27 protein-coding genes are annotated in these 26,891 nt (G+C 37.9%); all 27 read right to left on the reverse strand.

Annotated elements, in window-relative coordinates:
• Positions 1 to 95: 95 nt before the first annotated feature.
• On the reverse strand, positions 96 to 1,724 hold the full coding sequence (gene tagH / locus AC1DKZ_RS15315; protein WP_087962892.1) for a teichoic acids export ABC transporter ATP-binding subunit TagH: 1,629 nt from the start codon (positions 1,722 to 1,724) through the stop codon (positions 96 to 98).
• A 15-nt stretch (positions 1,725 to 1,739) separates the two neighbouring features.
• Positions 1,740 to 2,543, reverse strand: coding sequence for an ABC transporter permease (locus AC1DKZ_RS15320; protein WP_044438318.1), 804 nt, complete (start codon positions 2,541 to 2,543; stop codon positions 1,740 to 1,742).
• Position 2,544: 1 nt separating this feature from the next.
• Positions 2,545 to 3,744 carry a CDP-glycerol glycerophosphotransferase family protein gene (locus tag AC1DKZ_RS15325; protein WP_044438317.1) on the reverse strand — a complete coding sequence of 400 codons (1,200 nt, stop codon included), beginning with the start codon at positions 3,742 to 3,744 and terminating at the stop codon, positions 2,545 to 2,547.
• Positions 3,745 to 3,920: 176 nt separating this feature from the next.
• Positions 3,921 to 5,099 (reverse strand): CDP-glycerol glycerophosphotransferase family protein, encoded by a 1,179-nt coding sequence (locus AC1DKZ_RS15330; protein WP_078176149.1) that lies wholly within the window; start codon positions 5,097 to 5,099, stop codon positions 3,921 to 3,923.
• A gap of 6 nt (positions 5,100 to 5,105) precedes the next feature.
• Entirely contained in the window at positions 5,106 to 5,501 is a 396-nt protein-coding gene (gene tagD, locus AC1DKZ_RS15335) for a glycerol-3-phosphate cytidylyltransferase (RefSeq protein ID WP_044438316.1), read from the reverse strand.
• A 318-nt stretch (positions 5,502 to 5,819) separates the two neighbouring features.
• The gene (gene mreB, locus AC1DKZ_RS15340; protein ID WP_044438315.1) at positions 5,820 to 6,821 is read right to left on the reverse strand and encodes a rod shape-determining protein; all 1,002 of its coding nucleotides are present in this window, start codon (positions 6,819 to 6,821) and stop codon (positions 5,820 to 5,822) included.
• Positions 6,822 to 6,982: 161 nt separating this feature from the next.
• Positions 6,983 to 7,255: a sporulation transcriptional regulator SpoIIID gene (gene spoIIID, locus AC1DKZ_RS15345; RefSeq protein WP_002089714.1), complete on the reverse strand. Its 273-nt coding sequence runs from the start codon at positions 7,253 to 7,255 to the stop codon at positions 6,983 to 6,985.
• A gap of 309 nt (positions 7,256 to 7,564) precedes the next feature.
• Positions 7,565 to 7,699 (reverse strand): hypothetical protein, encoded by a 135-nt coding sequence (locus tag AC1DKZ_RS15350; protein ID WP_002016211.1) that lies wholly within the window; start codon positions 7,697 to 7,699, stop codon positions 7,565 to 7,567.
• A gap of 141 nt (positions 7,700 to 7,840) precedes the next feature.
• The gene (locus tag AC1DKZ_RS15355) at positions 7,841 to 8,836 is read right to left on the reverse strand and encodes a stage II sporulation protein SpoIIQ (RefSeq protein WP_070145572.1); all 996 of its coding nucleotides are present in this window, start codon (positions 8,834 to 8,836) and stop codon (positions 7,841 to 7,843) included.
• 160 nt (positions 8,837 to 8,996) lie between these two features.
• A complete protein-coding gene (locus tag AC1DKZ_RS15360) occupies positions 8,997 to 9,704 on the reverse strand; it encodes an ABC transporter permease (RefSeq protein WP_002184549.1) in 708 nt (235 codons plus the stop codon).
• Positions 9,704 to 10,546 carry an ABC transporter ATP-binding protein gene (locus AC1DKZ_RS15365; protein WP_476996553.1) on the reverse strand — a complete coding sequence of 281 codons (843 nt, stop codon included), beginning with the start codon at positions 10,544 to 10,546 and terminating at the stop codon, positions 9,704 to 9,706. Before AC1DKZ_RS15365 ends, AC1DKZ_RS15360 begins: the two co-directional genes overlap by 1 nt.
• A 179-nt stretch (positions 10,547 to 10,725) precedes the next feature.
• Positions 10,726 to 11,733, reverse strand: coding sequence for a LytTR family transcriptional regulator DNA-binding domain-containing protein (locus AC1DKZ_RS15370; protein WP_002184547.1), 1,008 nt, complete (start codon positions 11,731 to 11,733; stop codon positions 10,726 to 10,728).
• 377 nt (positions 11,734 to 12,110) lie between these two features.
• A complete protein-coding gene (spoIID, locus tag AC1DKZ_RS15375; RefSeq protein ID WP_002184544.1) occupies positions 12,111 to 13,130 on the reverse strand; it encodes a stage II sporulation protein D in 1,020 nt (339 codons plus the stop codon).
• Between the two features lie 513 nt (positions 13,131 to 13,643).
• The gene (murA, locus tag AC1DKZ_RS15380) at positions 13,644 to 14,948 is read right to left on the reverse strand and encodes a UDP-N-acetylglucosamine 1-carboxyvinyltransferase (protein ID WP_002068497.1); all 1,305 of its coding nucleotides are present in this window, start codon (positions 14,946 to 14,948) and stop codon (positions 13,644 to 13,646) included.
• A gap of 39 nt (positions 14,949 to 14,987) precedes the next feature.
• Entirely contained in the window at positions 14,988 to 15,692 is a 705-nt protein-coding gene (locus AC1DKZ_RS15385) for a YwmB family TATA-box binding protein (RefSeq protein ID WP_002130043.1), read from the reverse strand.
• Between the two features lie 51 nt (positions 15,693 to 15,743).
• On the reverse strand, positions 15,744 to 15,980 hold the full coding sequence (locus AC1DKZ_RS15390; protein ID WP_002016201.1) for a DUF1146 family protein: 237 nt from the start codon (positions 15,978 to 15,980) through the stop codon (positions 15,744 to 15,746).
• A 208-nt stretch (positions 15,981 to 16,188) separates the two neighbouring features.
• Positions 16,189 to 17,703 (reverse strand): NADH-quinone oxidoreductase subunit NuoN, encoded by a 1,515-nt coding sequence (gene nuoN, locus AC1DKZ_RS15395; protein WP_476996574.1) that lies wholly within the window; start codon positions 17,701 to 17,703, stop codon positions 16,189 to 16,191.
• 7 nt (positions 17,704 to 17,710) lie between these two features.
• Positions 17,711 to 19,213, reverse strand: coding sequence for an NADH-quinone oxidoreductase subunit M (locus tag AC1DKZ_RS15400; RefSeq protein WP_476996554.1), 1,503 nt, complete (start codon positions 19,211 to 19,213; stop codon positions 17,711 to 17,713).
• Positions 19,210 to 21,072, reverse strand: a complete 1,863-nt coding sequence (nuoL, locus tag AC1DKZ_RS15405; RefSeq protein ID WP_476996555.1) for an NADH-quinone oxidoreductase subunit L — start codon at positions 21,070 to 21,072, stop codon at positions 19,210 to 19,212. Before nuoL ends, AC1DKZ_RS15400 begins: the two co-directional genes overlap by 4 nt.
• A 29-nt stretch (positions 21,073 to 21,101) precedes the next feature.
• Positions 21,102 to 21,416 carry an NADH-quinone oxidoreductase subunit NuoK gene (gene nuoK, locus AC1DKZ_RS15410; RefSeq protein WP_000100081.1) on the reverse strand — a complete coding sequence of 105 codons (315 nt, stop codon included), beginning with the start codon at positions 21,414 to 21,416 and terminating at the stop codon, positions 21,102 to 21,104.
• Complete coding sequence (locus AC1DKZ_RS15415; protein WP_001012819.1) at positions 21,409 to 21,933, reverse strand: NADH-quinone oxidoreductase subunit J; 525 nt, start codon at positions 21,931 to 21,933, stop codon at positions 21,409 to 21,411. Before AC1DKZ_RS15415 ends, nuoK begins: the two co-directional genes overlap by 8 nt.
• Positions 21,930 to 22,349 (reverse strand): NADH-quinone oxidoreductase subunit NuoI, encoded by a 420-nt coding sequence (nuoI, locus tag AC1DKZ_RS15420; protein ID WP_000677191.1) that lies wholly within the window; start codon positions 22,347 to 22,349, stop codon positions 21,930 to 21,932. The genes AC1DKZ_RS15415 and nuoI overlap by 4 nt, the downstream gene beginning before the upstream one ends.
• Positions 22,350 to 22,374: 25 nt before the next feature.
• Positions 22,375 to 23,376 (reverse strand): NADH-quinone oxidoreductase subunit NuoH, encoded by a 1,002-nt coding sequence (nuoH, locus tag AC1DKZ_RS15425; protein ID WP_002068471.1) that lies wholly within the window; start codon positions 23,374 to 23,376, stop codon positions 22,375 to 22,377.
• Positions 23,376 to 24,476 carry an NADH-quinone oxidoreductase subunit NuoD gene (gene nuoD / locus AC1DKZ_RS15430; protein ID WP_002184539.1) on the reverse strand — a complete coding sequence of 367 codons (1,101 nt, stop codon included), beginning with the start codon at positions 24,474 to 24,476 and terminating at the stop codon, positions 23,376 to 23,378. Before nuoD ends, nuoH begins: the two co-directional genes overlap by 1 nt.
• 3 nt (positions 24,477 to 24,479) lie before the next feature.
• Complete coding sequence (locus AC1DKZ_RS15435) at positions 24,480 to 25,775, reverse strand: NADH-quinone oxidoreductase subunit C (protein WP_476996556.1); 1,296 nt, start codon at positions 25,773 to 25,775, stop codon at positions 24,480 to 24,482.
• Positions 25,772 to 26,290, reverse strand: a complete 519-nt coding sequence (gene nuoB / locus AC1DKZ_RS15440) for an NADH-quinone oxidoreductase subunit NuoB (protein ID WP_002089729.1) — start codon at positions 26,288 to 26,290, stop codon at positions 25,772 to 25,774. Before nuoB ends, AC1DKZ_RS15435 begins: the two co-directional genes overlap by 4 nt.
• Positions 26,281 to 26,649 (reverse strand): NADH-quinone oxidoreductase subunit NuoA, encoded by a 369-nt coding sequence (nuoA, locus tag AC1DKZ_RS15445; RefSeq protein ID WP_000179270.1) that lies wholly within the window; start codon positions 26,647 to 26,649, stop codon positions 26,281 to 26,283. Before nuoA ends, nuoB begins: the two co-directional genes overlap by 10 nt.
• Positions 26,650 to 26,891 lie beyond the last annotated feature (242 nt).

The raw sequence follows: 26,891 nt of genomic DNA on the forward strand, positions 1-26,891 counted from the left end.
TATATGATTTTCAAGAAATTTGTATGTTATAACTCAACTATGAGCGATATACGAAGGTTTTAATCCCACCGTAATCATGTAAACACTTCATCAATTTAATTAGCATGTAAAAATATAGATATTTGATCAACAGTTATACCATCTGCGGATGAGAATTTAAAATCATATTTATCAGAGCGGTATATAAATGATGCTCCGTCTTCACTTACTAACTGCGCTTGACCTAACTTCTCTAACATCGCCACCTTAGGGATAGACATATTCTGTATTGTAACCTGTTTTACAGTGAACTGATGGTTATATAGAACATTGATATTTTCATGACTATTTAATGTACCCTCTAATAGTTCTTCGGTGTTTTTTGGCTTCCCTATCACACCTTGTACATCTTGTTGATTTTTTCCTAATAAAGATATACCACTTTCAAAGTTTTGATTTGAGCCCGATAGCCCCTTTAACTTGTTGGAGATAACCTCATACTGTAAAGCTGAGCTAAAAGGAATCGCACTTGACACACCCTCACTAATCCATCCTTCTGTTCCATCTTCATATACAATTTCCAACCAGTTTATATCGTTTTTTTCATCTTTTTGCTGTGTCTTTACCACAAACGGTGTACCAAATTCCATCATAGCTACTTGTTTACCATTTAGATTTGGCATACTTCTGATCTTTGCCTTTGCCATTTTCACATATCGAATATCTAAATCCGCCAATGGATTTTTTTTCTTTTCATTAGACACTTGTTTCTTTTTACTTTCAGCTTCCGCCTGGGGAGGCTGGACAAACAGATCCTTTTTCAAATAAGCGGTACTTCCAACTCCGATACATAAGACCAATCCTGCCAATGGAATCATATATTTTTTCTTCCGTTTCCTTGGATTTAATCCAGTATGTGCAATATCTAAAGCCTTAGCGTCCTCCTGCTTCATTTCCTGACCGGCTTGTTTTCTCTGTGCTTCTTCTTTAAATTTTTGTTGCTCCTCTTTACTCATAGCACGGTATTCTTTTAAAAACTGTTCGTATTTAGGCATTACGTCTTGCATAAGCCCATAATCCTTAATTTCACCATATTCAATCCATAACGCTTTTGTACAAAATTGCTTTACTTGTCCTAATGAATGACTCACAAAAAAGATCGTTTTCCCTTGTTCTTTAAATTCATTCATTCGTTTTAAACACTTATCTGTAAATGTTTGGTCACCTACAGACAAGGCTTCATCAATAACTAAAACATCTGGATTAATATTCACAGAAATTGCAAAACCAAGGCGAGATTTCATACCGCTAGAATATTTTTTTACAGGCATATCAATAAACTTACCAATATCGGCAAACTCGATAATTTCTGGTGTTAATGTTTGAATCTCATCCTTACTTAGCCCCATCATCAAACATTTCAATTCAATATTTTCTCGGCCTGTTAATTGGTTATTAAGTCCGACAGCTATAGCAATAAGTGATATTTTACCCTTTATATCAATAGTTCCTGCCGTAGGTGGTGTAATGCCAGCAATTAAATTAGACATTGTTGATTTACCAGATCCATTTACGCCAATAATACCAATTACATCACCTTTTTGGGCTTCAAAACTTAAATTTCTTAACGCGTAAAAATCTTCACCAAACCCGCCCGGATATATAATATCCTTTAACTTATCAGAACTTTTACTATGCATTTTATATTTTTTTGTTACATTATGAAACTTCACTGAATAGTTCATTTTTTACAATCCTCATTATAGATAGTCTACAAAATGTTTTCTAAATTTCACATGTACTGCTGTACCAATCAATAGCATAAAGAACACAATTCCCCAGAAATACAGTGTATACATTATATCTTCATAAAACCAACCCGTTCCTAAAAAAGCATTTCGATAGCCTTGGACTATGTAGCATAATGGATTCAGCTGCATAATCTTTTGTAAAACAAGCGGTAACTTCTCAGGGGTCCATAAAATGGGAGTTAAATAGAGTAGCATCCGCATTAAAGATTGCACTATCATTTGTACATCACGTACGATCGTAGATAAAGTAGAAGTAATTAAAGAAAACGCAAAAACAAGCATAACTGTGGCAAACATATAATAGGTCAATTGAATATAATAGATTGAAATCCCTTGACCCGATACTAAAAATATAAAGGTAACAATGCCTATTAATACTAGATGTTGATAAAAGTTAGACATAATTACATAACTAGGAATAACACTCATTGGAAAGCTCATCCTTGAGATCATATTTAACCTTGTATAAATAGATTTAGAAGCTTGCATAGTTGCAGGATTAATAAAGAACCATACCGATATGCCAGAAATCAACCAATATATAAATGGAACACCATTTACCCCTGAACCACCTCTTATTGCAGTTCCAAAAACAAACCAATAAATGCCCATTTGGATTAGAGGGTTTAACATTTCCCAAACGATGCCTAGATAGTTATCTTTATTTGTACTTTTAACTTGATAAATAGATAGGCGTTTAATTAAATAGAGACTATTTATCTGTTCTTTTAATACCATAATCATTGCATTCATTTTATTGTGCCTCTCCAAAAAACACTTTCTCTACTACACGTTTAGATGCAAGACCATCTTCCAAATAACAGTAGTTATTATAGAAAGTATCATATTTTTTTTCAAATTCGCCCAATCCATCCCTTGTGAATTTCATAATCTCTTCCAATACACCTTCAGTTGTTGAAACAACTGGTCCAGGAGCTTCCTTTTCTAAATCAAAATAAAAGCCTCTTAGCTTATCACGATATAAATCAATATCATACGTATAAAAAATAATGGGTCTTTTCAAATTTGCATAATCAAAAAAGACAGAAGAATAATCTGTAATTAGCACATCTGATAATACGTACAATTCATTAATATCGACATGATGGGAAAAGTCATAAACAAACCCTTTATACGGAGCTAAATCAAACTGTTCTGCTACTAAATAATGCATCCTTAACACAATGATATAATCAGAACTTAACTTTTGCTGTAAAAGGTTTAAATCCAGTTGTAAGTCTAATTTATAACGCCCTTGGCTATAAAATTGATCATCTCTCCACGTTGGAGCATATAAAATGATTTTTTTATCTACAGGTAAACCGTTTTTTTTCTTCAGCTCTTCAATCTTCTTACAATTATTGTTTACATATAAAAAGTCATTTCTAGGATATCCAACTTCAACTACATCTTTTTTAAATTGAAATGCGCTTCGGAAAATCTTTGTTGAATACGCATTCGGTGACAATAAATAATCCCAATTTTGCGCTTCTCTCTTAAAGTTTTCCTTATATTTTTCTGTAGTTGTGCCTGGCATATGAACTTCTTTCATATCCATAGCTAATTTTTTTAGTGGTGTACCGTGCCAAGTTTGTACATAAGTAGTATGCTTAGGCTTTGGAAGCCACAATGGCATCCGACTATTTGTAACCCAATATTGCGCACGTGCCATTAAAATAAACCAACGGATTGAAAAGCGCTTAACATATGGAATATTCGCCTCTTTAAACTGTTCTATATAGTTTTTATTCACACTCCACACCATTTGGAATCCTAAATGTTGCTGTTCCATATACTCGTATATCGCACGTGGATTACAACTATACTGTTTGCCAGAAAAACTTTCAAAAACAACTAATTTCTTTTGAGCAGGTAAGTGACTGCATAGTACAAATATCGTTTTACAAGTAACCTTTACTATTCGATGATTTTTTATTTTTTTGATTACACTCATATTATCCATGCACCTTCTAACTACAATTAGCCTTTTTATAAATTATCACGATAACCATTTACATTCTTACATTCAATGTCCCTGATTCAAAGACCGTAAGAAAAATTAAACACCCACGAAAAAAAGCTAAGTATTTTCCTTGGATCTCACTTAGCCCATTTACCTTACAACTTAACTTAAAGCTCAACCTCTTTTTGATCAAATAAGCAATTGACCAACTTCTTACTTGAATTCCCATCCGAATATTGATTCCAACGTGCATTGAATTGCTTCAACTTATTACTATCAAACGAATAGTTTCGCACTGTTTCAATAATTTCAGCTGAGTTATACACAACAGGTCCAGGGACATCAGCAATAAAGTCTCCAATGATTCCTCTTTTCTTCACATATTTCTTTAGATCATATGCAAAAAATATCATTGGTTTATTTAACAAACAAAATTCAAAAGGGACAGAAGAATAATCTGTTATTAAAATATCTGTTACTAAAAACAAATCATTTATATTCGGGTATAGAGAATAGTCATATAAGAAATCTTTATACGATTCCTTATATTCCAGATTATTTCTTATAGCTGGATGTAGTTTGATCACAAGAATATATTCATCTTCTAAAGCCTCATACATTGCATCAATATTTAAATGTAAATCAAAATCTTCCAGTTCTTTATCTCTAAAAGTTGGAGCATATAAAATGACCTTTTTCCTTTGTAGATCAGGAAGACCACATAGGAGACTATTAACAATATGCTTTTGATGATTTTTATTAAAAAAAACATCTGTACGAGGGATGCCCGTTTTTAATATATTTTCCTCTTCTATTCCAAAGGCATCCATATAGATATTTGCCAAAGCATCAGAGCCTACTACAACCTTATGAAAATTGTTGTAAACCTTTAAAAACCTTTTTTGTGCGTATTTACTTCGCCTTTTAAAAGAAGGGGCCAATAATCCGAATTTTTTAATGGCACCCGCCGCATGCCAAATTTGGATACATTGTACCCCGCTTTTAAACCGGATCGTTGACAACGATCCAAAATAATTATCGATAATAACATGTTGAGATGTCGCTAAATGATACACTGCTTGTATAGTTTGTACTATACTTTTTGTTTCAAATGCGAATGATTTTACATCCGGATAACTTTTCACTTCATACTTACAAGTTGATTTATACAAAAAAACAACTTCACAATTTACATGTTGTTTCTGCATTTCTTCATAAATAAAGATAAGATTTTCCCCATAAGACATAATAAAGGTTACCTTATTTTTAAGAGGAAATACTTTTGCTATGTTGAATAGGATTTTGAACACAATTAGATATACTGTTACAATCAGTTCTCGAAACATAATACACTATCTAGCAACTAACACTAGCTCCTGTTTAATTTTAGTAGTAGAAATCCCAATTGTTCTTGGTAAATAAACAACCTCACAGTATTCTTTCAAAAAATCAAATTCTCCTCCCCAATCATCACCCATAACAAAAATATCTACGTCATGATTAACAACATCTTTTACTTTCTGCTCCCAACTATGCTCAGGAATCACCTCATCCACATAACGAACCGCTTCTAGAATCATTTTACGATTCTCATAGCTATGATAAGATTCTTTATTTTTTAATTTGTTAAATTCATCTGAAGAAACAGCAACAATTAAATAATTCCCTAAATCTTTCGCTCTCTTCAATAAGTTAATATGTCCCCAGTGCAATAAATCGAAAGTCCCATATGTAATAACCTTTTTCATAATCGCGCCCCCTGTGAAATGTTCTTTTTTTATAATTATTTGCTTTAGAAATATATTAAAATTAGAGCGTCCCTTGCACCTATGTAAATCCAAAACAAATTTACATAGATTTTACATCAAGTTCACACGAAATTCACAAGGATGATTATAACATAATTTTTATTTACAAACTATGACAATAACCTAACAACTATTGTCACATCTCGTTTAAGAAAGCGCTTTCTTATCTAGTGTTACAAATCCCCTCTCCCTTCCTTTTATTTACAAAAAAGTGCGAAGGAACTATTTCCTTCGCACTTTTTACTACCCTTTATATAACTATTTCAACATACGACGTGGCAATTTATCAATGTTCTCTAACATAATACCGGTACCAACTGCAACACATTGCATTGGGTTTTCAGCAATTAATACTGGTAATTTTAACTCTTCTGCTAGAAGCATGTCGATACCGTGTAATAAAGCTCCACCGCCTGTTAGAATAACACCACGGTCAATAATGTCCGCAGATAGTTCTGGTGGTGTGCGCTCTAGTACGCCTTTTGCAGCTTGTACAATGATAGCCGCGTTTTCTTTTAGTGCTTCTGTAATTTCTTCAGAGCATACTGTAATTGTACGTGGTAAACCAGTTACCATGTCACGTCCGCGAATTTCAAGCTCTTCACTACGTGCACCTGGGAATACTGTACCAACTTTAATTTTAATATTTTCTGAAGTACGTTCTCCAATCAATAGCTTATACTTACGTTTAACGTAGTTTAAGATCTCCATATCAAACTTATCGCCAGCCATTTTGATAGAGGAAGAGGTAACAATATCACCCATAGAAAGTACGGCAATATCTGTTGTACCTCCACCAATATCAACAACCATGTTTCCGCTTGGCTGGAAGATTTCCATACCAGCACCAACTGCGGATACTTTTGGTTCTTCTTCTAAAAATACTGTTTTACCACCTGAACGTTCAGCAGCCTCACGAATTGCTTTTTGTTCTACAGATGTGATATTTGTTGGACAGCAAATTAAAATGCGAGGTTTTGAAAAGAAGCTCTTCACGTCCAATTTGTTAATGAAATACTTTAACATTGCTTCTGTAATTTCGAAATCTGCGATTACACCATCTTTAAGCGGACGAATTGCTACAATATTACCAGGTGTACGTCCCACCATACTTCTTGCTTCTTCACCTACTGCTAATACTTTTCCACTATTACGATCAATTGCCACAACAGATGGCTCATTTAATACAATACCCTTACCTTTAACATGAATTAATACGTTAGCCGTACCTAGGTCAATTCCGATATCTCGCGCAAACATTCCCGTCATTTCCTCCTCGATATTCAAAATCAGGTTACACCCGAATTCTTTTACACCTAATTCCTGATTTTATCATAAATTTAACAGAAACGTAATATTCGCAAAAAGAATTTTCCTGAAAAATATTACCGAATTTACAAGGAATGTTTGCTATTTTAGATTTATTGGCGCACAGGGTTTTCAGTATCTTCTTTTCTATACTTCTGCTTTGTTGCTTCTCCCCCTCTTAAATGACGAATAGACTTATGATAATCAAGAATTTCTTTCACTTCATTTGCGAGCTCTGGATTAATTTCTGGCAAACGTTCTGTTAAATCTTTATGGACTGTACTCTTTGATACCCCAAACTCCTTTGCGATTACACGCACTGTCTTTCTTGTCTCCACGATATACTTGCCAATCTTGATAGTTCTCTCTTTGATGTAATCGTGCACACCACTCGCCTCCCTAAATTGGATGTGAGAAGTGTGAAATGAGACTCGCTGCATACGACTATGAAGTAAATGTGAGTGCTGTTTGTAAGCGTTAAACATTCTTGGATTTATAATGAAATGATTCACGATTTCTCACCTCAAACACTCTCTTTGCATTGGTTTATACCATTGTATTGCCCGCACTACTGATATATGCTACATGTTCACTATTTTTGCGGACTAAGTTAAGAAAAATTACGTTTTTTTGTGAGAAATACGTTAACAATGACAATTATGGCGAAAAAAAGTGACACCTCTTTATAAAAGGTGTCACTCTTCTCTTTCATACTCTTCTTCTAACAACTGATGGTGGGGAACTTCTTTCTTACCGGCAATATAATAATATAAAGCGAATAAAACAAACAATAAAATGATAGCAATCGACAGAACAGATAAAAATGACACAGTATCCCCTCCCTTTTGTAATATATATTCGAGAATCTCGTCATTTTTCCTTGTTATTGCAACTTTTTTCTCGAAATTGATTATTTTTATATAAAAATAAAAAAATCAGCTCTCCTAATGAGAACTGATTTTTTTACTTTATTATTCTTGTGAAGAAGAACCGTTAGATGATTCTGTAGAACCATTCGTTGATTTTTCTTCTTTTTGAGATTTGTCATCTTGTTTGCCGTTCGTCTCTTTATCACTCGTCGAGCCGCTTGTTGATTTTTCTTCTTTTTGAGATTTCTCATCTTGTTTGCCATTCGTCTCTTTATCACTCGTCGAGCCGCTTGTTGATTTCTCTTCTTTTTGAGACTTATCTTCTGTTTTACTTTCTGGTTTCGTGCTTGTTGACTTTTCTTCTTTTTGAGATTTGTCATCAGTTTTTTTACCAGAAGCATTTGTCGCCTTTGCAGCACCCGCATCAGCTTTAATTTCTGCTACTGATTTATTTAAGTAACGCTCAGGGTTCACAGCCACATTGTCTTTACGTACTTCAAAGTGAACGTAAGAACCTACCTCTTTATTCATTGCATTTAGACCTGATTTTCCTAACACTTCACCTTGCGCGACTCTTGCACCTTTTTCTACTTTCACACTGCCTAAACTTTGATAATATGCCGCTACACCATTTCCACTATCTACTGTTACAACATAACCAAGAAGTGAATCTTTTTCAGCTTTCGTTACTGTACCACTTAAAGCAGCTGTAACATCAAATTCTTTTCCGTTTTTCGCAGCAATGTCGATTCCTTTATTCGGGGAATATGTGTTGTTATAAAAGACAAGTGCTTTTTCTTGTTCCGCCTCTGATGCTGCATCTTCATAGAATTTCTTCTGTACTACTACTTCTGCATTTGCTGCAGCTGGCATTTTCATTACTTCTGAAGATTTTGTTACCGGTACTGCTGGATCTTCCGTTTGTGTATACGGTGTTGCTTGATCTTGGTTCGGAGCTTTCTTTGGATTAGCTCCCTGGAACCATAGCGCAACCATTAAGATTACCGCTGCACAAGCAATGTATAGTGCCGGAAACACCCATCTTTTTTGAAATAAATGTACTACTTTTCGCGACTTTTTACTATTTCTTCCTCGCATTCCATCATCACCTCAGCAATCATTTTGAACAATATTCACTCATCCTATACAACCTATAACTAATTACTTTTCGACAAAATCTGTAAAAATATGTATAAGAATTGCAGGATTTCCGAGGAAATGATGAAAAAAGAAAAAACTGAGCGTTTGAGCTCAGTTTTTAGTCCATTTGTTTCTTTCTATAAATGAAGAGTGTAATAACAAATACTGCAACTAACCAAATTGTTATGTTCAATAAATTACTAGTAATTGCACTAAAACCTCCACCTTTTATAACACTGCTAACTGCAAGACCGATATGACGAGTTGGCAAATAATCGACTATTTTTGTAACGACTTCATTCTTCACAAACATTCCAATTAAATCACCGAAAAGGAATGTCATTAATATTGGTAATCCAATTGTTGATGTTTGCGGTACATTTTGAGCTAATAATCCAATACAAGTACCAATGAGGTTAAATATTAGCATTCCAAGAACAAAGATGAGTAATAATAATGCAATATTACCTTCTAATTTACCTAAAATAAGTAGATTAATAAAACAGATCGCTACTGTAATCATACCCGTTAATGAACTTTTACCAATTAATACTTCAATAGATGATGCTGGTGATAGCATAAGAACACGAAGCGTATTTTTTTCCTTTTCTTCAGCGATGAGCATCGCCTGTACAAAGCCTCCGACCATAACTAACGCCATCACAGTTAACGTACTTGCTCCAACTTCTCTCATATTATCTGAGCGACTAAATAATACCGAAAAGACAAGTGGCATTACCAACATAATTAAAGTTTGTGAATTCGTTTTAAAATCCTGTACCTCTTTCCGAAAAATTGCTGAAAATCGTCTCATTGAAAATGTCATTATAGTCCCCTCCCAGTAACTTCAATAAAGATATCGCCTAATGTTGGCTCGTGTGAATGAATAGATAGTAATTCGCCTTTTTTCATCCATTCTGAAATGCGTTTTGCCCCTAATTCATCTTTTTTCACAATTTCTTTCTTCTTATCTGTTAACACAACTTGTATTTGATCTTTCGCGTATTGCAAGCGAAGGTTTTCCGGTGTATCAAGAGCTACTATTTCTCCTCCGCACAGAAAGGCAATGCGGTTACAAAGCGTTTCTGCTTCGTCCATGTTGTGCGTTGTTAAGAAAATCGTTGTTCCTTCTTTATTTAAGTCTTTTAAGATTTTATGAATGTTTTGTACGTTTACTGGATCAAGTGCAGATGTTGGTTCATCTAAGAAGAGGATATCTGGTTTATGAAGAATTGCTCTCGCTAGTATGACGCGCTGCTTCATTCCTTTTGATAACTTTTTCACTTGTGTTTTTTTATCATCCAATAAGTTCACTTGTGCTAACACTTCATCAATTCGTTCTTTTTTACAATCGTATAAGTCACAAAATAATAGTAAGTTATCATAAATGCTAAGTCTGTCATATAAGCCGCTATTGTCTGTTAAAATACCGATTCGTTTGTAATCGATGCTGCTTGGCCCTGTAATGCCTTTACCTAATACTCGTACTGTTCCAACGCTATGAAGCAATTGAGAAGTTAAAATTTTCACTGTTGTCGTTTTCCCAGATCCGCTCGGTCCAAGAAATCCGAAGATTTCTCCTTGCTTCACCTCAATATTTACATTTCGAAGGGCCGCTTTTCCATCGAAACTTTTCATTACATCTTTCATTTCAATTGCCAATGTCATTTCGTCATCCCCTTTGTTTTTCTTTTTATAGATGAAAGTCGCTTTAGCGCTTTTCGTTTGTTTGTTTCGCTTTTCTTGACTCAATCATATGAAAAACAAAGGGGTTACGCAGTAAAATACCGGTAAAAGGAGTATTTTTACCGGTGAATGAATCCCATTTTGAGCTTATTGGAGCATTTTTATAGTCCAATTACACCTTTTAATTCATCCATTCGTCCTTTCGAAAGCGGGATTGAACTTTTTCTTTCGTCATCCAAAATTAAACTAAAACTATTACGTGTCCACGTAATGACTTCTCGTACTCTTTGTAAATTAACGAGGTACGAGCGATGACATCTAAAGAATCCGAATCCTGTTAATCTCGTTTCTAGTTCACTTAATGTTAATGCGCATACGAAGTCACCTTCGCGCACATGAATATGTGTCACTCCATTTTGTGTTTCAATGAAATGGATCTCCATCGGATCCAGTAAAATGATTTTATCGTTCACTTTCGCTGGTATTCTTTCCAGTTTCATTTGCGGAATCATTTGAACTACTTTTTCTTCATCTACTTCTTCAACTTCTTCTTGCTCTATTTCTATCTTTTTCACACCATCATTGTTTAATATGTATACATCTTCTGTCAACGAAAGGGCATCCGATAAAAAGGAGGACGTAATAAAGATTGCCTTTCCTTGCTCTTTCATTTTCATAATCGCTTTTCGAATAATAATCGTACTCTCTGTATCTACATTTTGCTCTGGCTCTTCTAAAATAACTAAATCCGGATTGTGAATCATAATCCGCCCGATATGAAGACGGCGTTTCTCTGAAAATGACAATTTTTCTATTTTAGCGTTTAACTTATCTAGGAGACCGACATATTGTACAACTTCTTCTATACTCATATGTGATTCATAAAGCCCTAATAAAAACTTGAAGTACTCCTTCACCTTTAAACGGTCATATGCTTCATCTTTCAAAAAACAAAAGCCGATGCGTGAATACATCTTCTTTCCAATCGATTCACCTTCAAATAGCACACTGCCCAAAGAAGCCTCTTCTTCTCCGATAATAATGCGATGCAACACTTTAGCTGTATGATTATTGCACTGCAAAACAACACATTGCCCTTTTTCAACCTCCAGTTCAATTGCCGGCAACTGGTTCGTCTTCCCTAATTGTTTCAACTCCAATAACGCCATTCTGTCTCCTCCAAATGTTTTTCCCTAATTATATCAAATATTTAATGGAAAATTATGATATTTCATGAAGTACCATAACAAATAAGGACCTGTCCCAAAATCGATGAGAGTAGCTCTTTTTTCATGTCGCATGATGGCAAATAAAGTGAAACTTTAATCAGTGGGGGTTTTGTTCATCCCCCACTGATTATTAGCCTTCACCAATCGAGCTTTTACGGGCAGCCCGACTCCCACAAATAGCGGGATAAAATTTTATCGGTGATTTTTCGAATATATCGACCACAACTCGAGTTTTATCAGCGATTCGACAATAGTAGCAACTTATAAATATGAAAAGACCGTCCCAAAACACCTTTTGAGACGGTCTCTTTTGCGTTCTATTTTTTCACCATTAACTTTCCTTCATAATCATTCATCGTCTTTATTTCAACGCCTTTATAATAATGAGCGACGATATCTGTATATTTCTTACCTTCCACTGCCATGCCATTCGCACCGTACTGGCTCATACCGACGCCGTGACCGAATCCTTTCGTCGTAACGGTGATGTTATCCCCTTCTTGTTTCCACGTAAAGTCTGAGGAGCGTAAATCTAACTTTTCACGAACTTGTTTTCCTGTTAATGTTTTCCCTTGGAACTCTACATCCTTTACTCGCTTTCCTTCCGTAAGGTCTTTAATATTACCAACCTTTCCGTTTGCTAGTACTTTCACACCGAGACGTTTTTGAAAATCAGATACTGTGAATTTTTGCTCACTCGTAAATTTTGGAGAGGCTTGATCCCACGGACTATCTACACTCTTTAAGTATGGATAATCATTTCCCCAATAATCAGCTGCATTTTCTGTTCGTCCGTTACTCGTTGAGAAGAAGGATGCTGAAATTGGTTTTCCATCATACGTTAAAACTTGTCCTGCGGTTTTCGAAACGGCTTCCTCAATTTTCTTTAAATTATTTTCGTAGTTATTACCCCATTGTTTCTTCAATTCCTCTTTGCTTTTGTACACTTGATCTTTCACTGTATCTGTCACGTCCGCATTGTTTTTCTTACCACCGCTTAGCATACGCTGCACTACAAATGTTCTTGCTGCTAATGCCTGCGCCTTTAGCGCCTCTATTTCAAAGCTGGCATTCATCTCAGAAGCTACTACACCGGCCACATACTCCTCCATAGGTAATGTTTCTACCTTCTTCTGCTGATCACGGTATACAGCAACTTGAACCGCTGTATCCACTTTCCCTGGAGCTGGTATACTTTCTATCGCTGGAGGAGTTTTAGAAGCTGCTTCTTCCCCTACTTTTGCTTTCGCAAACGGAATAACAAGAGCAGCAGGTACAATGATAACGAGCGCTATTAAGAGCGCTACTGTAATGAAAAGTGGCTTTGAAAATTTCATCCTATTCCCCCAATATAAAGTGAAACTTTAATCAGTGGGGGGTTTTGTTCATCCCCCACTGATTATTAGTTGAACCAATCGGGCATTTAAGGGCAGCCCGACTCACACCTAACTACTTTGCTTCAGCCGAATTTTGAGGTGGGAGTTTTATTGACCGCAAATAGCGGGATAAAGTTGGATTCCTTTCATTCTTATGGAAATACGGGATCTTTTAGAACATACTTGGGGGTATCGGTATAAAGTGAAACTTTAATCAGTGGGGGGGTTGTTCATCCCCCACTGATTATTAGCCTTCACCAATCGGGCGTTTACGGGCTGCAGGGCTCCCGCCTAACTTCTTTGCTCCAGCCGAATTTTGAGGCGGGAGTTTTACTGACCGCAAATAACGAAGTAAAACGAAAATTTTCTAAATATTTTTACTGAGACGTGCATAAGTATAGAATTTATTGACTATAACAGTAATAACCAAAAAAAAAATAGCCCCTATGTCAAAAGACATAGAGACTACTTCAATTAAGCGTGAAGATCAGAAACTTCTTGTTCTTTCACTTCTTCTACTTTTTCGTTTACACGTTCAATAGTTGCACCTAATGCAGCTAATTTCTTATGGAAATCTACATAACCGCGGTCAAGATGTTTTAACTCTGTTACACGAGTATAACCTTCTGATACTAAACCAGCTAAGATTAATGCTGCTGCAGCACGTAAATCAGTTGCGCCTACTTCAGCTCCTTGCAAGCTACTTGGACCGTTCATAATTACAGAACGACCTTCGATTTTAATATCAGCATTCATACGACGGAATTCTTCAACGTGCATAAAGCGGTTTTCGAATACCGTTTCTGTAATCATACTTGTTCCATCAGCATGTAGTAATAATGCCATCATTTGTGATTGCATGTCTGTTGGGAAACCTGGATGAGGCATAGTTTTAATATCAACCGCTTTTAACTTATCTGGGCCGATAACACGTACACCTTCATTTTCCTCAATAATTTTAACACCCATTTCTTCCATTTTCGCTGTAATTGAGCGTAAATGTTCAGGCACAGCATTTTCAATTAAGATGTCTCCACCTGTAATTGCCGCTGCAACCATGAATGTTCCTGCTTCAATACGGTCAGGAATAATAGGGTGGTTTGCACCATATAATTTTTCAACGCCTTCAATACGAATCGTTCCAGTTCCAGCTCCGCGTACTTTCGCTCCCATTGCATTTAAGAAGTTAGCTAAGTCAACGATTTCTGGCTCTTTCGCTGCGTTTTCAAGGACTGTTGTCCCTTTTGCTAATGTAGCTGCAGACATAATGTTTTCTGTCGCGCCTACGCTTGGGAAGTCTAAATAAATTTTAGCTCCTTTTAGTTCGCCCTCTACGTGTGCCTCAACAAATCCGTTACCAACTTTTACTTTCGCTCCCATTGCTTCGAAGCCTTTTAAATGTTGGTCAATTGGACGTGAACCAATTGCACATCCACCAGGAAGTGCAATACGAGCACGACCGTTACGTGCTAATAATGGTCCCATTACTTGAACAGATGCACGCATCTTACGTACATACTCAAATGGTGCTTCAATGTTTAATTCTTTAGAAGAATCGATTGTTACTTGGTTATTTTCAAATACGACTTCAGCATTTAAATGACGTAATACCTCGTTAATTGTGTATACATCAGATAATACTGGTACTTCAGATAGTACATTCTTTCCGTCACTCGCTAATAGGGCTGCAGCGATTATAGGTAATACAGCATTTTTTGCGCCCTCAACACGCACTGTGCCGCTTAACCGCTTTCCGCCACGGACGATGATCTTTTCCAAATTATTCCCCTCCGTGTCCTTTTTTCAGTATCTATTCACTCAATACTCAGAAGTTATGATCGGTGTGCCAACCACAATTGTATCTTTGTTGTTTGTAGAACGTATTGCTATTTGCACATTTATTTTCTCTCTATTTGTTGAAAGAGCGTCATTCCACTTTTTATTATATGCGGAGACTGATACAAATGCTCTTTCTTCTATCTGTTCGATCGCTCTTGCTGAAAGATCTTTCAAAACCTGATTGGTTTTATTTTGCAAAACACCTTCAATCTTATCATTCAGTACACCTTGAACACAAGTGTAAATTATAGGTTTTTCACTAAAAATTTTATCCATGTTCTGAACGTACTTCGGGTCCCATTTCGCCCCGCTCACTTCAAAAATAATAAAAGTGTTTTCTTTAGTATTTTCCTTACTCCAAGTTACTACTATTCGTTCTTCATGTGAAGAAGATTTTTTATAGGATGTAGCCTTATATCCATCTGGAGATTGTTCTAATTCCCAACCTTCGATGTTTGCCTCTTCCTTCACATCGTTTAACAATTTTTGAAACGTATGTATATTAGAAATTGTTTTCGTTTCTCGCGCTAACCATGACCACCGCTCTACTTTTGCATCGTTCTTCTCTAAAGCTGCAATCATGCTCTCCATTTTCTGTTCATCGCTTATAGGTTTCATCTCTTTATATCCGACCAAAAATAAAACAACACTTACGATAACGATAAGAATGGCTTTAAACTTCAATTCCATCCCCTCCTATCCCCATTGTTAACGGAGATATGAGGTTCTATACACTTACTTTACTAAATACGTTAAACTCTTTGAATAGCCTAAATAATCAAGGAAAAAGTTACTTACAGATGTCCCAATTGCAATTGTAATTAGGATAAGTAATACTCTCGTCTGCATCACTTTTCCAGACTTCATTAAGCGCTCAATGTGAATACCTTGTAAGGCCCACCACGTAATGGTAATAAACAATAAATGCGAAACAATGGCAATCAGTGCTTGTTGCCCTAAAAGATGTGCCAAAAAATCGACCCCTTTTTTTGCTTGGCTACTACTTACGCAAAATGTAAAAAACGATACCATAAATAAGTAGGAGCCACACTTTTTCAAACGCAAATAAGCATCTTACATCGTAATTTCCTCTCGGAAAACATATACCTATAGACGTTTTCATTTGTTGTTACTCCAAAATAAAAAGCGTAGAGTACGGACTCTACACCTTTTATTTCCACTATTGTACCACGTTCCCCAAGAAGAAGAAATCCTTCATTAATGGAAAATGTTCATAAAAGAAATTGTAACCAATCATCGGCATAATCCCTAGTATTACAATTGAAATTGCGCAAAGACTCATGACAATCTTTATATTTAACGGTAATCGGAGCTTTTCTTCTGTCTCTCCCTTGCGGAAAAACATTTGCTGTAATATTTGGAAATAATATATGAATGAAATAACCGTCGTCCCCATCATAATAGAAGCTAATACGTAATGAGCAGGTTCAACATGAAGTGCCCCTAAAAAAATGTTAATTTTCCCGATGAAACCTGCTGTCCCCGGTATTCCAGCTAACGATAAAATAAAGACCGTCATCACTATAGCTGTAAAGGGGGATCGCTTATATAACCCTGTAAAAATCGTCATGTTTTCCTTATCATTTTGTAAGATTAATCCGTGGATGATTGCAAATGCTCCTATATTCATAAGCATATATGCAAGCATATAAAACCACATACTATCCATCGTAAACTGTGATAGGACTACAAGAGGGACTAGCAAATACCCAGCATGCGCGATACCTGAATAGGCAAATAGACGTTTTACGTTGTATTGCTTTAATGCTACTACGTTCCCAACAATCATCGTAATACTAGCTAGTACCGCAATGTATATACTCATACGCCCGTACAAAGATTGTGCGTCTCCTTGGATTGCCACACCTGCAAACACCATAAGAAACAAACGCGTAATGAGTAGAAAACCAGCAATTTTAGAAATCGTTCCGAGAAAAGCAGTGACAGGTGTAGCCGCTCCCTCATACACATCTGGTGCCCACATATGAAATGGCACTGTTGCAATTTTGAATGAGAGTCCAACGAGCAAAAGTAGAAATGCGAGAGCTAACAATAACTGAATGCCCCCAGCCAATCCTTGCGTAAATACCTTTTGCATTTCCACTATGTTGGTCGACCCTGTAATACCGTATAAATAACTCATTCCAAAGAGTGTAATTGCTGTTCCAATTCCTCCGTTAATGACATATTTCATTGCAGCCTCATTCGATGCACGGTTTCTTTTTCGGATTCCTACTAAAATATAGGAAGAGAGCGAAAGCAACTCTAAACCAACGAACAATGTTATGAAATCAACGCTAGAAGCCATGAACATCGCTCCAAGAAGCGCCATTAAAAACAAATAATAATATTCTCCTTTATCTTGAATAGGCTCCTTCTTGTCATCGCTTATTGCCATACATAAAACGAGAGCTGCTCCGCCTAATAACAACGTTTTAAATCCTTTTGAAAATCCATCTAGTACAAACGATCCATTTAAAATATCTCCTGCCGGTTCGCTATATAGCGTCATTAATGACACTATCGCTAACAAGGCAGCGGCAATTGCACCAATCGCAACGTACCTATGGTTCAGCTTAAAAAACAAATCACATATGGAAAGAAGGATGGCTGCCCCGAGAATAATGAATTCTGGTACCATGAGATGCCATGATAAGCTAAGTAACGTGTTCATATCCATCCTACTTCACCCCCAATGTTTTCAATGTAGTTTGAAGTGGATCCCCTAGTAGTTCTGGCATTACCCCAATTGCAATAATACAAACGATAAGCACTATAACAGGAACGTACTCCCATCCGTGTATATCAAATTTCGCTTCCCATTCTTTCTTACCAAATATCACTTGAAGTGTCGCTCTTAATACGTATACAGCGGTTAAAATAATTCCAATTACACCGACGGCGGCGATAACAGGTTTCCCTTGGAATAAACCGAGAAAGGCAAGGAATTCGCTAATAAATCCGGACATCCCTGGCATTCCAAGCGATGCCATACCGCCCGCTAGGAAGAAACCGCTAAGCACCGGAACACTTTTTGCAAGTCCACCAAGTGCTGTAATATCCGAAGTCCCGAAACGCTCTTCAATAATGCCAAGCAAGAAGAAGAGTAAGGCCGCAATTAAACCGTGAGACACAACTTGGAACAATGCCCCTTGTGTACCTGGTGCATTTAACGCCGCAAGCCCCATTAATACAATGCCCATATGCGAAATACTAGAGTAAGCAAGTACCTTTCTAAAGTCCGTTTGGATGAGTGCTAGAAAGGCCCCATACAATAAATTAATTACCCCTAAAATCGCAATTAGCGTTGCAAAATCACGAAAATATTCTGGGAATAATCCTTTCCCGAAGCGAACAATACCGTACGCGCCAATCTTCAGCAAAACCCCCGCGTGAAGCATAACTACAGCAGGATGCGCTTCTATGTGTACATTGACCATCCAGCGATGCAAAGGGAAAACAGGGAGTTTAATCGCAAAAGCAATCATTATGGCAAGAAACAAGTCGAACTGTACGCTACTTGAGACGGCCATTCCTCCCCCAGCACCTACACTCGTTAATATTTCTTTAAGCTCCGCAATATTTGTTGTACCTGTTTTCGCAAATAAAACCGAGAAAACGATAAGTAAAATAGCTGATCCAATACCGTTATATATTAAATAACTATATGCAGCCTTTTCACTCGACAATTTCCCCCACTTGCCAATTAATAAAAACATTGGTGGCAACGTAATCTCAAAGAACATGAAGAACAACATTAAATTTTGAGCAGCAAAGACACCGAGCATACCTATTTCTAACATGAGTAACAGCATGTAGAATGCTTTCAAATTTCTTTTAATAGAAAATGCCGCAATAGCTGCAAGCATCGCTAGAAGGGCTGTGAGCAACATCATTACAAGCGATAAACCATCAATGCCGAGCTCGTAATAAATTGAAAACCACCTTTTGTCCACTGCTGTGAAATCCCCAAATTTAATCCATTTCACTTTTTCATCAAATATCGATAAGCTCTTTCCTGAAGCGTATGTACAAGCAAGGACGATAGCAATTCCAAATGGAAGCACCGTTCCGAATAAACCAAGCGCCTGCACTGTACGCGATTCTCGTTTCGGCGTTAATAAAAGCAAGAGAATTCCTAAAAGCGGGGAAAAAATGAAGAACGTTAATAGCAATCCATTCACCGTAAATCCCCTCCCGTATATAACAAAATAATTAGGAGCACTGCGAGCGAAACTGCTGTTACAGTTCCATACACTTGTACATTCCCGTTTTGAAGCCGTGATCCTAGTCCACTCATACCTTTAACGAGTCCAGCAATTAAAACTGCGATTCCTTCTACAACGTATACTTCAAATAAGCGAAGCACATGAGCGATTCCTTTCGTAATAGGAAGCACCGTCGCATTGTATAGTTCATCCACATAATATTTTTCTTTCAAAAGGTTATAAAGAGACGTCCCTTCTCCACCGGCCCAATCTCTAGAGATAGATTTCTTGCCATATATGAAATATGCGAGGGCAATTCCCGCAAATGAAACGAGCGTCGCAACAACCATAATCCAAACAGGTCCATGCACTTCCTTCACCTGGAATCCTATATCTTTCGTAAGCCAATCCCCAAGAAACGTTCCGAACCACGGTGTATTTATATAACCTGCCACTACCGCAAGGACACCAAGGACAATCATCGGATACGTCATGGTGCGAGGCGATTCATGCACCTCTTCCTTCGTCTTCGTTTCCCCCGTAAAGACAAGAAAATATAGACGGAACATATAAAATGCTGTTAGAAATGCCGCAATTACTGCTAAAACGAATAGAAAGTAATTGCCATTCATCCAAGCCGCCGCTAAAATTTCATCTTTACTAAAAAATCCGGAAAGAAGGGGAACACCACTAATTGCAAGTGTGCCTATTAAAAATAGTGCACCGGTTACTTTCATCTTTTTCTGTAAACCGCCCATTTTATTAATGTTTTGCGTATGGACTGCATGAATTACACTTCCTGCTGCCAGGAACAATAATGCTTTAAAAAAGGCGTGTGTCGTTAAGTGAAAGATACCAGCTACATAACCAGCCGAGCCTAGCGCAAGCATCATATACCCGAGCTGACTAACTGTAGAGTAAGCAAGAACCCTCTTAATATCAGTTTGCACTAGACCGATAGAGGCCGCAAAGATTGCGGTGAAAGCCCCAACGATTGCCACAGTTTGCATCGCTACCGCACTTGCTGAAAATAGCGGGAACATCGTCGCTACTAAATATACACCGGCTGCAACCATCGTTGCCGCGTGAATAAGCGCCGAAACAGGCGTCGGTCCTTCCATTGCATCTGGCAACCATGTATGAAGCGGGAACTGACCCGATTTCCCCATCGCACCGATAAAAATTAATATCGCCGTTATTGTAATCATAGAAGGAGAGAGGTCGCCCGTATGAATCGCTTTAAAAATCGCGTCATATTCAAAACTACCTGCGTGCCAAAAAATTAATATCATCCCAGTAAATAGCCCAACATCCCCAATGCGTGTCATAATAAAAGCCTTTTTCGCAGCAGCCTTCGCTTCTTCTTTAAAGAAATAAAAACCGATAAGTAAAAACGAACCAAGGCCGACTAACTCCCAAAATATATAAAGCTGTAATAAATTCGTCGATATAACTAGCCCAAGCATCGCAAAGGTAAAGAGCCCTAAATATGCATAAAAGGTTGGTAATCTGGTGTCACCTTTCATATAACCTTTTGAGTACACATGTACAAGAAAACTCACAAGTGTAACGATAAACAACATTAAAGCCCCTAATGCGGTAACTTCAAAACCAAATGATATATCTATATCTCCTACCCTAAGCCATACCCACTTATGCTTCACTGCCTCGGATGAAAATCGTTCTATTAGTACCACTACCGCGGATATAAAGGAGAGAAAGGTAAAGAAAATACCTAGTACACTACTTCCCTCTCTAATTTTCTTCCCGAACACAATAAGTAACAAAAACGAAACAAGCGGGAAAAGCAGTATGAGCCATGCATAATCGATCATTGTTTCCTTCCCCCTTTTCGGTCACAATGCTATCCTTTGAGCGTATCCATCTCATCTACATGAACTGTCGGGCGATTACGGTACAAAGCAATCAAAATTGCAAGACCTACCGCTGCCTCCGCTGCCGCTACAGACATCGTAAACAGCGAAAAAATTTGTCCTGTTAAATTCGGAAACAAGCCTAATTTACTAAACGCTACTAGATTTAAATTGGCGGCGTTTAACATCAATTCGATACAAACTAGTACAATTACTGTATTTCGCTTTGTTAAAGCTCCAAATAAGCCGATGCAAAACAAAATAATCGCAAGTGTTAAATACGCAGAAGCCGGAACGCTACTCATGGGAATCCTCCTCTCCCTCATCCTTCTTCGCAAGGATAATCGCTCCTACAAGTGCTACAAGTAAAATAACTGAGGTTAATTCGAATGGAATAATATATTTTGAATAGAGAAGTGTACCGATTTGAAGTGTGTTATTTTCATGGAGAGGTAAACTTCCTTGTGTGCTTTGATTTGAAAAATCGATACTATTAACAGCGAAATACATAACTGCTCCAAATGCTACAACCGCAAAGAAGATAATCCATTTTCGAAGAGTAAGGCGCGATTCATTTTCCGCGTTATGTTTCGTTAACATAATGCCAAAAATCATAATAATAGTGATTGCACCAGAGTAAAGTAAAATTTGTGCCACTCCGATAAATTCGGCTGATAAGAGAAAGTACAAACCCGCAATGCTAAGGAACGTAAGCACAAGGGCCAGCATCATATGCATTACTTTCGTTAAATTCAGCATAAGAACACCGCCGATAATCGCAGACAAGGATAATATAAAGAAAGCTACAAACTCGCCGTTCATGCTTTATTCTCCTTCCTGACGTTCTCGTCGTTCTCGTCAAGCCACTGCAAATTTTTAAATAAATCATCACGTGAATACTCTGCAAGTTCAAAGTTATTTGTCATTACAATCGCCTCTGTCGGGCAAACTTCTGTACATAAATCGCAAAGAATACAAATTTCAAAATTAATATCATACGTGTCGATAATTTTCCCTTTTTTCGTAGGATCAGGATGTTTTTTTCCTGTTAATTGAATGCAATCTGTCGGACAAATGTTGGAACACTGATTACAAACAATACATTTCTCTGGATAAAACTTTTGAATACCTCGAAATCGGTCTGGTAATGGCAACGGTTGATTTGGATAATCATACGTCACCTTTTTCTTACTCAAATTACTAAGCGTATATTTTAACCCTTTAAATAGTCCTTTCATCTCTTACTGGCACCCCCTTTATAGATTAGAAGAATAGCTCCTTAATCAATGCCGTTAAGAAAATATTTGCAAGTGCGATTGGTAATAATACTTTCCAACCAAACTCCATTAACTGGTCACCTCTTATGCGCGGGAACGTAACGCGGAACCAAATCAATAGAAAGACCACACTGCTGAATTTCAAAGCAAACCATACGGCTCCTGGAATAAACCCAAGGAACATAACTGGATTCCAGCCTCCTAAAAAGAGTACTGTAATTAAAGATGACATCCCGAAGAAATACACATACTCTGAAAGCATGAAAAACGCCCAGCGAAAACCTGAGTATTCCGTATGGTATCCTGAAACAAGTTCTGACTCCGCTTCGGGTAAATCAAACGGTGTCCTATTTAACTCTGCAACTGCCGCGATTAAGAAAATGACGAAACCGATTGGCTGTGCGAAAATGTACCATACCTTTTCCTGCGCCGCTACAATTTCATTCAAGTTAAGACTACCAGCTAACAAAACGACGCCAATTACACTCATCACAAGTGGAATCTCATAAGAAATCATTTGCGCTGCCGCACGCATCCCTCCTAAAAGGGAATATTTATTATTTGATGCCCATCCCCCAGTTACAACTCCGATCGTCGTAATCCCAGAGACAGCAATGTAATACAGTAACCCTACGCCAATATCCGCGAACTGAAATTTATCAGTAAACGGGATAACCGCAAGCACCATAAATGCTGGTGCGAATGCAATAACAGGCGCTAATATAAACAACGGTTTATCTGCAGCTTTCGGAATACTATCTTCTTTTAATAATAATTTCAAAACATCAGCTACCGTTTGGAGTAAACCGAACCGGCCCCCAACTTGGTTTGGTCCAATCCGCCCTTGCATAAATCCCATCACTTTCCGTTCTGCCAAAATACCGTATGTAACGAAGCCAAGGACTGCAAATAATAGAAGCACCGCTAATCCGAAAAAAATGAAGAAATTCGTCCAGCTTGAAGGTGATTGTAAGAGCGTCTCAATCATTAGCCGTCAACCTCCCCAAGTACAATATCAACCCCACCTAAAATCGTAATTAAATTGGCGATGTTTTCACCTTTCAATAACTTCGGTAAGATTTGCAAATTATAAAAAGACGGTCTGCGAAATTTCAAGCGGTACGGCTCTTTCTTTCCATCACTAGCAATATAACAGCCAATCTCTCCCCGCGGTGACTCTATACGGACGAACGCTTCTCCTTTAGGTGCTTTAATAATTTTCGGCACTTTCGCCAGCACAGCGCCGTCTTTCGGGAACTGCTGGGCTGCTTGCTCAATAATTTTTAATGACTCCTCAATTTCCTTCATCCGGCAAACGTAGCGGTCCCAAGCATCTCCCGTGCTCCCAACAGGAACATCAAATTCAAAACGATCATAAATAGAATACGGTTCATCTTTGCGAAGATCAAAGTTTACTCCCGTGCACCGCAAATTTGCGCCGCTTAAAGAATACGAGATCGCCTCTTCCGCGCTATATACACCAACGCCTTTCACACGATTTAAGAAAATTTCATTTCCGCTAACAAGGTCGTGATAACCTTCCAACTGCTCTCTCATATACGGAACAAACTCTTTCACCTTTTCAATCCAGCCGTCTGGTGCATCCCACTTCACGCCACCGACTCTCATATAGTTGAAAGTAAGCCTTGCACCGCACAATTCATTTAATAAATTTATAATCATCTCTCGTTCACGAAATGCGTATAAAAATGGACTAACCGCTCCTATATCAAGCAAGTTCGTTCCCCACCAGACGAGATGACTCGCAACTCTCCCAAGCTCCATCGCAAGCACCCGTAAATATTCAGCACGCTCCGGAATCTCAAGATCCATCATCGTCTCTACAGCGTGGCAAATGACGTAATTATTCGTCATCGCTGATAAATAGTCCATTCGATCTGTATACGGGATAATTTGCGTATATTGCAAGCTCTCAGCGATCTTTTCTGTTCCGCGATGCAAATACCCGATAACCGGTGTAGCCTCTTTAATAATTTCCCCGTCAATCTTAATTACAAGCCGAAACACACCATGTGTACTCGGGTGCTGCGGTCCTACATTTAAGAGCATCTCTTCCGTACGGATCACAAGCTACACCTCCACATCATACGGTTCATAATCTTTCCTAAGCGGATACCCTACCCAATCATCCGGCATTAAAATGCGAGATAAATTAGGATGACCTTTAAACACAATACCAAGCAAATCATACGCTTCACGCTCCGGCCAATCTGCCCCTTTCCAAAGCGGCGTCACCGATTCTACTTGCGGTGCTTCCCTATCTAGCTTTACCTTCACTGCTACTGACTGTTTCTTTCCATATGAAAATAAATGAACATACACTTCCATATGTGTCACAAAATCTGTCGCATGTAGCTCTGACATATAATCAAAAGCAAGTCCCTCATGGAATCGTAGCAATTCCATCACTTCATAATATTTTGAAGGATCCGCCACAAGAGTTGGAACATCTTTTGACAGCTTATTAATATAGGAATCTACTAATGCATATTCCCCTATCTTCTCCTTAACAACCTCCACATATTGATTTAAATATGGTTGGTTAACTGATGGCTCTTCCTGCTGCGGTTCATCTTCTATCTCATTTACAGCTCCCTTTGCCCTTGCCGCTGCAGCGGCTTTCGCTTTTGCGGCTGCAATTGCCTTTGCTTTCTCATCTCCAGAATCCCCATCACCTTGCGAGGCTTTCTGCTTCGCTAATGCAGCTACTTTTGCTTTTGCAGCTGCTACAGCCTTTGCCTTCGCTTTTGCTTTTTCTTCGTCCGTTACTTCTTCTATTCCTTCTCGCTTTTGCTTCGCTAGTGCCGCTGCTTTCGCTTTTGCTTTTTCTTCGTCCGTTACTTCTTCTGTTCCTTCTCGCTTTTGCTTCGCTAGTGCCGCTGCTTTTGCTTTTGCAGCTGCTGCGGCTTTCGCCTTCGCTTTGACTTTTTCTTCGTCCGTTACTTCTTCGCTTCCTTCTCGCTTTTGCTTCGCTAGTGCCGCTGCTTTAACTTTTTCCTCGTCCGTTACTTCTTCTGACCCTTCTCGCTTTTGCTTCGCTAGTGCTGCTGCTTTCGCTTTTGCAGCTGCTGCGGCTTTCGCCTTCGCTTTTGCTTTTTTTTCGTCCGTTACCTCTTCTGACCCTTCTCGCTTTTGCTTCGCTAGTGCCGCCGCTTTCGCTTTTGCAGCTGCTGCGGCAAGCCGTTTCGCTTCTTCTACATTAATCCCCTTATCTTTTGGTAGCGCTTTCTCTTTTTCTCGATGTTCTCCTTCAAGTTTAGACATTTCCGCCTCATGTTTCGCAGCAAGACGTTTTCGCGCTTCCTCTTTCGCATGACGGGCTGCTTCTCTTTTCATGCTTTCTAAGTCTTTATTTGGATCACTCATTTATTCGTCACCTGCTTCCCGGTCCTCGCCTCGTAACGAATTTTTTCTTTTAATTTATTAATTCCATAAATTAAAGCAGCAGGATTTGGAGGGCATCCAGGAATATACACATCAACTGGTACAATTTGATCTACACCTTTCACAACAGCATACGAATTCACATACGGACCACCGGCCGTTGCACAAGATCCCATCGCAATTACCCACTTCGGTTCAGGCATTTGATCATATAGGCGCCGAACAATAGGTGCCATTTTCTTCGTTACCGTTCCTGACACAATCATGACGTCCGATTGTCTTGGTGAAGTCCGAAAAAATGACCCAAATCGATCTAAATCGTAATGTGATGAGCCTACTCCCATCATTTCAATCGCACAGCATGCCAGTCCAAATGTCATCGGCCATAAAGAGTTGCTCCGCGCCCATCCCTTCAACTGTTCCAATGTAGAAAAAAAGATATTCCTTTCTAATTCCGCTCGCTCCTGTGGGTGTAATTCCTCAAAATTTATAACCATTGTAACACCTTCTTTTTCCAAGCATACGCTAATCCAACTAGCAACATCACAACAAAAATGAGCATTTCAATCAGTGCAAATAAACCAAGCTTGTCATATGCAACAGCCCATGGGTATAAAAATAAAGTTTCTACATCAAAGATGACGAACAATAAAGCGAAAATGTAATAACGAGCATGAAACCGAATATTTGCATCATGAAAAGGCTCAATTCCACTCTCATACGTCGTCGCTTTCGCTGCACTCGGTTTGTTTGGACGCAGCATTTTCCCTAATGTAAGAGCCACTACCGGCAGCAATATACCTAATAGCAAGAAAATCAAAACGATCATATAACTATTTTCATATACACTTGCCATTGTGAAACCCTCCCCCCTGAATTAAGAACAAGTTCACATAGTAAACAATATGTCTTACTTGCATTATTTATTATTTTTAAATTTTTCTAAATAATGCAACTATTTAATTCATTATAGCAAACTTCAAATTCCTATGTCGATATATTGGGAACAGAAACAACAATTAATACTTGCTGAGCAAATCTATTTTTACAACTCATTATAAATGTGTAAAATAAATATAGAAATTCTATATGTTTTCA

This window comes from Bacillus sp. 05T21 (genome assembly GCF_056396785.1).